Source organism: Paenibacillus sp. HGF5 (assembly GCF_000204455.1).
In the GTDB taxonomy this organism is placed as follows: Bacteria; Bacillota; Bacilli; order Paenibacillales; family Paenibacillaceae; genus Paenibacillus_AQ; species Paenibacillus_AQ lautus_A.
Genome location: NZ_AEXS01000006.1, coordinates 1 through 9,179 on the forward strand (window position 1 = coordinate 1; position 9,179 = coordinate 9,179).

General features: G+C 49.8%; 7 protein-coding genes. All 7 read right to left on the reverse strand.

The window, feature by feature from the left end:
• On the reverse strand, window positions 1-1,575 hold a 1,575-nt coding region (locus HMPREF9412_RS00600; RefSeq protein WP_009589300.1), incomplete at its 3' end, for a glycosyl hydrolase.
• Window positions 1,576-1,594: 19 nt separating this feature from the next.
• Window positions 1,595-2,596, reverse strand: coding sequence for a glycoside hydrolase family 130 protein (locus tag HMPREF9412_RS00605; protein WP_009589299.1), 1,002 nt, complete (start codon window positions 2,594-2,596; stop codon window positions 1,595-1,597).
• Window positions 2,597-2,628: 32 nt separating this feature from the next.
• A complete protein-coding gene (locus tag HMPREF9412_RS00610; RefSeq protein WP_009589301.1) occupies window positions 2,629-3,456 on the reverse strand; it encodes a carbohydrate ABC transporter permease in 828 nt (275 codons plus the stop codon).
• Window positions 3,457-3,469: 13 nt separating this feature from the next.
• Window positions 3,470-4,372, reverse strand: coding sequence for a carbohydrate ABC transporter permease (locus tag HMPREF9412_RS00615; RefSeq protein WP_009589298.1), 903 nt, complete (start codon window positions 4,370-4,372; stop codon window positions 3,470-3,472).
• Window positions 4,373-4,445: 73 nt separating this feature from the next.
• Window positions 4,446-5,816, reverse strand: coding sequence for an ABC transporter substrate-binding protein (locus HMPREF9412_RS00620; RefSeq protein WP_009589295.1), 1,371 nt, complete (start codon window positions 5,814-5,816; stop codon window positions 4,446-4,448).
• A 185-nt stretch (window positions 5,817-6,001) separates the two neighbouring features.
• On the reverse strand, window positions 6,002-7,648 hold the full coding sequence (locus HMPREF9412_RS00625) for a response regulator (protein WP_009589297.1): 1,647 nt from the start codon (window positions 7,646-7,648) through the stop codon (window positions 6,002-6,004).
• A partial coding sequence (locus HMPREF9412_RS00630; RefSeq protein ID WP_036670906.1) for a sensor histidine kinase occupies window positions 7,645-9,179 on the reverse strand: 1,535 nt, incomplete at its 5' end. The genes HMPREF9412_RS00625 and HMPREF9412_RS00630, both read right to left, overlap by 4 nt.

Genomic DNA, 9,179 nt, shown 5'->3' on the forward strand with positions numbered 1-9,179 from the left:
GATCAAGTAAGGGTAAGGTTCGAAAGCCATCAATGTTCCTCCTTGAAGGATAAATTGATGCAGCAATTTCACGGTTACCTTATTTAAGGTAACACAAGGAGGGATGACAACGACCCGATAACCGGCCTCTCCTACAATGAATCGTCCGCCTGCTACCTTACCATGACGTTCCAGGATTCCCTCGCTGCCGTAATCATGCTCGATGAACGATTGACACATCCAACGGGACAACTGGGCATACGCTTGATGGTAAGGCTCTATCCTGCATGAGTCCGAGCCCGCTTGCTCCACCCAAGCAGTCCGAATAGGATGCAGCAGGAGTACCTCGGCCTGCCGCTTTCCCTCCATAAGCAGCATGGACAAACGGGCAAAATAATCGTTAAACCGGTGATAGTGCTCCCACCAAGGCTGCTGATAGAACAAGGATGGCGGATAGTCCCTTTTGCGCAGCCCTCTTAAGGAATAGGCCTGCAAGTGCTGACACATGAGATTCATGCCGTGAACGAATTGCCACTCCCCAATCCGCTTTAGATCCTGAAAGCTGATATTCCATCCGGTGCAGCCATAGCTCTCGGTGATGGCTTGTTTTTTGCCGAGTTGACGCACAACGGAGCTGACTTGTTTGGGAACAAGCGGCTCTTCGCTAACGGATCGGCCGAGCCAGTCGCAACCGGGAATTTGAAGATACTCATAGAAGAGCAGCGGATCGCCTACCGAAGTCGCTTGGCTCATAAGCGTCTGCTCGTCCACGACATGTCCGGCGGAAGACCACCCCCGCTCCCCGCACCACGCTCCGATCTGCTTGGCGTAGGCTTCCGTGAACATCGTGGTAACACACGCCCAATAATCGTATCTTGTCCTGCGACAATTCTTCGTCTCCAGAAACAGTGACGGAAGTGCTTCCAGCAAGGAATATCCAAACCGGGATTCAAAGGCTTCTTCCAGCTCCAGCGACCAGGGAAAATCCCCCCGTCCAAACTGCGGTTCATCCGTGAATATTCCTTTAAGCACAGTGCCGTATTCATTGCCGAAATGTGCCCAGTAAGCTTCATAGATGGTCGTAATGAACGCCTTCACGGCCTGTTTGCTTAGTGTGTCGATATAGTACGGATTGACTTCGTAATATACACGAAAGTCAGGACTGCGAGGATCATCCGGAGTGAGTAACAGCAGCTCTTCACCGCTCTGAACATAATAGGCTAACGTCACGTTTTCTCCGTCCGTAAACGGAGCCCATTCATAAGCCAGCCGCTTCTGCTGATAAGCAGGGCCAAGCGCAGGCACCTTACCGTCGGCGAAACCGCTGGGCCAGCCGTTTTCGTCATACAGCCATACCTCAAGCCCGAGCTCCTGACTTTTTTCGATGCAGGCCTGGATGGCCTCCATCCATTCCTCACCCATGTACGGTACCGTAAGTCCCCCGCGGGCATGTATGAAAAAACCGCCGATGCCAGCCCCGTGCATTTCTTCGATCTGCCGTAAGAGTTCGTTCTTATTCAGATCGTCGTTCCAGGACCAAAACGGCACCGTTCGATAACGGGTTGGAGGATGCTGCAGAAGGTTCCATATCGTCATTTTCTTATCCCACCTTGCTCTAATCGTTGAGACATAATTGGATCAATTCATCAATATGTGCCATAGCCAAACATTCCACCGCGTCCGCTGCACCGTAATAAATTTTAACCTCGCCATCCTCTTCAAGTATCATGCCGCCAGGGAAGATCACGTTGTTCCGAAAGCCTCCTTCGGTCTCGTAACTAACCTCTGGCGCCAGCAAGGGCTCCTTATACATACCGATGATTTTTTTGGGGTTATCCAAATCCAGCATCATCAAGCCGGCGGTATAACGTTTTTTCCAGGAGGGTTCCCACCCGTTCTTGCCTCTTGCAGGATCAAGATCCACCGCATGAAAAGACGTAAGCCAGCCAAACTTCGTCTTGATTGGTGGAGCCGCGGGACCAATCTTGTCATTGGCAAACGCGACGTCTTCGACAGCGAGCAGCAAACCGGAATTTCCCCAGTATTTCAGGTCCGGCGATTCCGATATCCACATATCAAACCGATCGACTCCCCCTCGGCTGTACACCGTGAATGGCCGCTCCAGCCGTACATATTTGCCGTCAATCTTCTCCGGAAACAGCACCATGTTGCGCAAATCCGGCGTTGATAGACTCAATATTTCAAAGGTCACAAAATCGTCAGTAACCGCTACGCCTCCGCGAATGCCATGCTGCGTGTCCACGGCAAAACACATGTAACATCGACCGTCGATAACGGTGAGCCGAGGGTCATACGCCCGAATGATCTCTTGGTCATGCAGCTTAAAGCACGGCTTTGGCTGCACCTCCCAATGAACTCCGTCATCGCTAAAGGCGACGCCAAGGTCGGTGGTATGATGGGGCTCGAGCGTCTGGCGTTCTACACTTCCGTAGTCGTTACGAAACACCATCACGTATTTCCCGTTGAATTTGGTCACACCGGCATTAAATACAAGCGCGGTCGGATATGGAACGCGGGACGCATCCAGAATCGGGTTATCCGGATGACGCCGAATCACGGAACTTGAGATGAGATTTCCAATAGGAATCGATTTCATGGCAATACCTCCTAGATATGGATAAGTTGCCGCTAACCCTTTAATGAGCCGGCGGTCATTTGCATAAAAGATTTGTTGGCAAAAATATAAGCGATAAGGATCGGAAGTATGGAAAGGCAAGCCCCGGCCATCATGAAGTGAGTCTGGGAAGCGGCAGCAACACCGTACTTTAGATTGGCAAGGCCCACGGTCAATGTCTGCAGTTCCGGTTTGCTGAGCGTAAACACAAAGGGGAGCAGATACTCATTCCATGCCCCGCGAAAAGCAAACAGAGCACACACGCCAAGCCCGGGCGTCAGCAAGGGAATGATGATTCGCCAGAACGTCCTGCCCGGCGAGCACCCGTCGATGCGCGCGGCTTCATCCAACTCTCTGGGGATCCCGCTCATAAAGCTGAGCAGGATAAAGAATGCGGAAGCATGGGCGCTGATTAATATCAGGATTACGCCCCACAGCGAGTTATGCAGATGAAGGCGAATCATGAGGTCGAATTGAGGACGCAGCACCACGGCGCCGATGGCGACAAACATCGTAAAGGCCTGGAGACCGACGTATAGCTTTTTACCGATAAAGTTCATTCGATTCACGACGTACGCCGCCATGGAAGCCACCAATAACGTTCCGATGGTCGCGGCTCCGGCAACGAACAGGCTGTTCAGCGTGTACGTTGAGAAATTCGCCTGTTCCCAAGCCTCGATATAGTTGGAAAACTGCCAATCGGCCGGCAGAAACGTGGCTCCAGCCGTAAGCTCGGCATTGGTTTTAAAAGAACCGAGCAAGGTGATCACGACGGGAAACAGCGTCAGAAATGCGACGATTAACAGAAACGCCCACAGTATAGTATTCCATGCGATTCTCATGAACGTTTCCCCCTTATTCGTTATGACTCATGCGTTTCGAGCCATAGAAGTACAGTATCGTAATGACGCCGACAATCACGGCCGTAACAAAAGCTACCGCGCTGCCATATCCGAATTCCTGGATTTGCGTGGATGCCGTGGAGCCTGCCGGAGGAAAGAACAATTTATAAACGTATAGGAACATGACATTGGTTTTTCCGATCGGACCGCCATCGGTCATCACCATGATGCTCTCATACCCTTTTAGTGCATTGATAATGGCCAACATAATGATCATTTGCATGACCGGCCCCAGCATGGGAACGGTAATGTACCGGAATTGCTGGAATTTGTTTGCCCCATCCAGAGCAGAGCTCTCGTAGACATCTTCGGGAATATTTTGGAGTCCCGCCAGAAAGAGAAGCATGTAATTGCCAATCGCCCCCCATACGGCTACGAGAATGACGGTCAGCATGGCATAATCCACGCCCAGCCAATCGATGGCATTTCCGATGACCTGGTACTTGATCAGAAACTGATTGAGAATGCCATTATAGGAATTAAAGATCGTAAAAAATACGACCGCCATTACGGCGGTGCTTATGATCGTCGGCATAAAGAAAATCGCTCTGAGCAAATTTCTGCCTTTGATCCTCCAATTCAGAATAACAGCCAAGATCAGGGCCAGCGGTATCGAGAGCAGAAGTTTGCCTCCGGCGTAGATGAACGTGTTGGCTACGGATTCCCAAAACTGATGATCCTTCATGACACGTTCGAAATTGGCCAATCCTACGAATCGTTCGGCACCAAACCCTTTATAATCGTAAAACATATACCTCATGGCCCACATGATCGGGTAAATGCCAAGAACTATGGTCAGAATAAAGCTCGGCAACAGAAAGCTGTATGAAAAAGCAACACTCTTCGCTTTATTCATATCCTCTCAACTCCTTGCGGTCTCTTTAGTATTTAAAAAAGGATGAGGCATCCCCCATCCCCCGTGACCCTATCTATTTAGCGTATTGTCCGGCAAGATCCAGCGGATTAAACTCCGCCATCGGCTCCGCTTTCACTTCCCCGCTCGCAATGGCAGCATCCAAGGCGGCATTATAGCGGGTATTCAAATCGTCGATGATGGAATCCAGATCGCCTCCGCTGAGGATGTATTTGAAGAAGGCGTCGTCCGACTTCATGCCTTGTACCGGCACGGTCGGATAGACCGGCCAAACACCGTCGTATTGATTAGGCAGGAACCCGTCGATCCCTTTCACTTCAGGCTTCGCGGCAACCGCGCTAACCGAAGGAACCATCGATATGCCGAATCCCTTCTCTTGGTACTGTTGGAGAATCGACTCATCGTACATGTACGTTAGGAACTTCCATGCGGCTTCCTTGTGCTCCGACTCCGAGCTAATGGCCAGCCACTGACCGCCAAGGAAGCCGGAAGCGCCATTGAATTGACCGTCAATGGAAGGAACGGGTGCCGCGGCCCAGTCGATTTTGGCCGGAAATTGGGATTGGTAGACGCCCGCCTCAGCGGAAAAGGATAAGTACATGCCGATTTTTCCTTCAGCGAATTGAGCACGAAGCGGATCGATATCTAGCGATTCAACGCCTGGCAGCATGCTTCCGTCGTCCTTAATTTGCTTGAAGGCTTCCATGATCGGCTTAAAGCCGCTGAAATCATAACGAGCCGTCTTAAAATCATATCCAAAGCCTCCATAACCGCTCACCTCTGCGATAACGCGTGCAGAACGCCCCAGTGCACTGGAAGGATTTTTGAAATTTTGAGCGAACCCATAAGCTCCGCTGGCCTTTCCCACTTCCGTTATTTTCTTGGCAGTCTCGACCAGCTCATCCAAAGTGGTTGGCGGCTGCTCAATGCCCGCTTTGGCAAAAAGCTCTTTATTGTATATCAGTCGCATGGTCGTGCCGTAGTTCGGCAGGCTGTAGCGTTTTCCCTCAAAGCTGTTCAGATCCTCCATCGCCGGGAACTTTGCCTTCATTTCGTCCGTCAGAAACTCGTCGATCGGAGCAAGGAAACCTTTTTTATAAAACGTCTGGATGGTGTTCTCTTTCACGCGAATGACATCCGGTGGCTCTGAAGTCTGAAAGGACATGTCCAGTGCTTGATCGAAGTCGTCTCCCTTGATGACCAGTTCCACCTCGATGTTATCCTTGTTCGTCTTGTTGAATGTATCGATGGTCTCTTTGACAAACTCGGAATCATGGCGATCTCCGGTCCAATAGGTGATTTTGGTCTTGTCATTGGATCCGGCTTCCGCCCCTTGATCTGTGGATGTCGGACTGCCGCAAGCTGCCAGACTTCCAGAAAGCATCAGGCATATCGCGGACATGAAGAATTTCTTGCTTATTTTCATCCGTGTTACCTCCCTTTTTATCTACGGAACCTCTTTCTTTCTCTCTCATTATAAGGGGCCCCTCTCACTCGCATAATGCGGGTAACCACACATCGAGGGCAGGTTTCCCCATGAATCCGTTCTTCACAAAACAAGCCTTGCATCCAGAATTACGGGAAACAAGGCTGTATTCTATAGGATGATCCTCAATCCAAATCCATAGGAGTGCTGAGCTTCCCCGTACTATACAGCTTGAACTCGGACGGGGTCATGTTAGTATGCTTCTTGAAGATTTCGCTAAAATAGCGGCGATGCTCGTAACCAAGCTTCTGTGCGATCTCCTGTACCTGATAGTCGTCGATCAGCATTTCTTTGGCTTTCTCCATTCGCTGATGGATCAGGAATTGCTGAAAAGAGATATTCAGCACTTTTTTGAACAGATTCGAAAAATAACCGGGGCTGATATTAAACTGCTTCGCGCAGAGATCCAGCGATAAATTCGTATGTAAATTCGCGCATATATAATCTTTTGCCTGATAGATCAATTTCGTGGATTCATCCATACGCTCCTGCTCGACCCATGAACAAGCTTCAAGGCAGATTCCTTTTACCGTATCCCTCATAATCTGGAACGAAACGACACCTGAACTCCTCACCGCATGCCATTGTTCTTCAAGCCTCTTCACCCGATCCTGAGCGAACTGCTCCGACATGACCCGACATATCTTGGATGACAGCTCATAACATAGGTTTTCAACTTGCTGCGGCTTGGGCAGCGGGTCACGCTGCAGCATATCATTAAATATTTGCTCCAGAATCAGCCGGCATTTTTCCCTGTGCCCGGATCGCAAGGCAAACAGAAATTCTTGTTCCGTCGAAGCCGTATAATTCAAGAGGGTCTTTTCTTCGGCAGAAGTGCCGGAATAACTGCTTACACCATTGCCGTCTGTATAAAAATGATAATCCAGCGCATTCAAAGCCTGCTGATAGGAATCGGGCAGCTCATCGATTGAATGAACGCACATGCCGATCCCGATGGAAATAGTCGAATGCGTAAATTGAAAAATGTTCAGCCGGCAAGCCTCCGATATTTGCTCTGCCGTCCCCATATCCTCGCAATTGATCAGGCAGATCAAGCGGTTCAATGCCTCGCTGAAGACGACGCCATGGGTAAACCCTCCAATCGTTTCCTCCAAAATATTGCGCAAACTGAACCTGATCAGCTCCACTTCACGTGCTGGCTGCTCCTTATATTTGTCCATGAAACGGTCCACTTCCACGATAAAGAGATTGAATCGCCGTGGCTCAAGCTTGATGCCAAGTGCTTGCCATTGCTGATATGCCGCTTCCGGATTCGTACGGTGATGGATCAGCAATGACAAGTATTCCTGCTGCAGGACCGGCAAGCTTTTGATCATGTTCTGCTTCAGTTCCAAGACCTTGCTTTGCTCCTGCCGTTCTTCCAGGTACGCAGCCTTTGCCTTCAAAACGACCTGGATGATTTCGTCAATCGAGAACGGTTTCTTCACAAAATCAAAGGCTCCCAAGCGGATGGCCTGTCTCGTGAACGAGAAATCGGTATATGCGCTGAGAATGACAATCTTCGTGTAAGGAGAACTTTCGAGTATTTCCTGCGTCATGGCCAACCCATCCTTTTTCGGCATCCGGATGTCCGTTAGGACAATATCGGGTTTCGTCTCTTTCACGAGGCGGATGCCTTCCTCGCCATCCAGTGCCGTGCCAACGACTTCGATATGATGATCCTTCCAAGGCGGCTTCCGTGCGATCATGTCGACCACGCTTCGAATATCATCAATGATGCATAACTTAATCACAGGTGATCCATTCGTCATGATTCAACGTCCCCTTCTCTAATCGGCATCCATATTTCCGTTCTTGATCCTTTGCCGGGAAGACTGGTCAGCTTGATTCCGGCATCTTCACCATAAAAGAGACTAAGCCGGTTCACGATATTATTCAAGGCATAACCCTTCTTGGAGACCGGCGGCTCCAGCATCCCCTTCATGACGTTATCCGCATCCATGCCGATTCCGTTATCCTCAATGATCAGATATAACAGCTGGCCCTGCCTGCAAACACGCAAGTGGATTTGACCTCCTGAGCCGATGTCCCTAAACCCGTGCTGAATACTGTTTTCCACGATCGGCTGCAATAGAATTTTGGGCATCAGGCAAGTTAACAACGAAGCGTCGGTCACGTTAACTTCAAACTCAAACAGCCCCTCATAACATTTTTGCTGCAGGAGACAATACTGCTCCACATGCAGAAGCTCATCCTCCAGCGTGTTCCAGTCCTTGCCTCCGCTCAGCCCTAACTGGAACATCTGGGACAAGGACAAAATCATCTCATTGACCTCATCGTTCTCGCCAAGCACCGATTTGCAGTAGATCGTATTCAGGGTGTTGTATAAAAAATGCGGCTCCATCTGCGCGGTTAAAGCCCGCATCTCCGCCTTACGTTTCCCGGATTCACTCAGCCTTACATCATCGATGAGCCGATTGATTTCGTCCAGCATGCGGTTAAATTGATAACCCACCTGCGCAACTTCGTCGGTAGACCGGCTGGCAAAACGGACGTTCAATCGGTTGTCCTCAACCTCCCGCATGAGCCGCTGCAGTTTATATAACGGGTTAAGCAGGATTGCCGTCAATTTGGTGGACAGCAGCCAGGTAAGGAGCAGAAAGAACAGCATGATATAAAAGGTGGTTCGCTTGACTCCGTTCATTTGCTCCAGCAGCTTATCCTTCTGCTGAATGCCGAACAGACTCCAGTCTTTGACCACGGCGGATCGGGTGTAGTTCACCAGGTAATCGGTTTCGTCAAAATGATGAAAAAAAGAACCTTGGTTACCTTCCGATACTTTGTACAGGAATGGTTTATCTTTCATGAGATTATGGCTGGACGACCAGGCGGTCCGAATGACTTCCTCGCCTTTCGAATCAATGACAAAATAATCGCTGTCATCATTCGAAGAATGCTGGTTGACCATGCCGATCAACCCGCTCTCGTTCACGTTCACCACGATGAATACGTTGGTGTTGGAAACGTTCTCCTGCGTTCCCTTGGTAACAAAGGAAAGCGTTCGGCTGTTCCCGGTAAAAAATTTGTCGGTGTGCCCCTTAACCCAGATCCCCCCATAATTCTCCTTCACGTCGTAATACATGCTGGATTCATAAAAGGACTGGGTCTGGGAACGACGCTGCGATACTGGATAAAAATCCCCGATCGGGGTAGCAATGAGTATGCTTTCGATCAGTGGCTCGTTAAAGGTAACCTGTGAAAACACATACTGAAGCTCGGACAAATGCACGTAATAATTCGAGATGTCGTTGCTCTGCACATCCAGCATCATTTCCTTAAAGG

Bases quoted from the DNA above. Each gene is read 5' to 3' on its own strand.
- HMPREF9412_RS00605 (WP_009589299.1), bottom strand. From the start codon at position 2,596: ATGAAATCGATTCCTATTGGAAATCTCATCTCAAGTTCCGTGATTCGG.
- HMPREF9412_RS00610 (WP_009589301.1), bottom strand. From the start codon at position 3,456: ATGAGAATCGCATGGAATACTATACTGTGGGCGTTTCTGTTAATCGTC.
- HMPREF9412_RS00615 (WP_009589298.1), bottom strand. From the start codon at position 4,372: ATGAATAAAGCGAAGAGTGTTGCTTTTTCATACAGCTTTCTGTTGCCG.
- HMPREF9412_RS00620 (WP_009589295.1), bottom strand. From the start codon at position 5,816: ATGAAAATAAGCAAGAAATTCTTCATGTCCGCGATATGCCTGATGCTT.
- HMPREF9412_RS00625 (WP_009589297.1), bottom strand. From the start codon at position 7,648: ATGACGAATGGATCACCTGTGATTAAGTTATGCATCATTGATGATATT.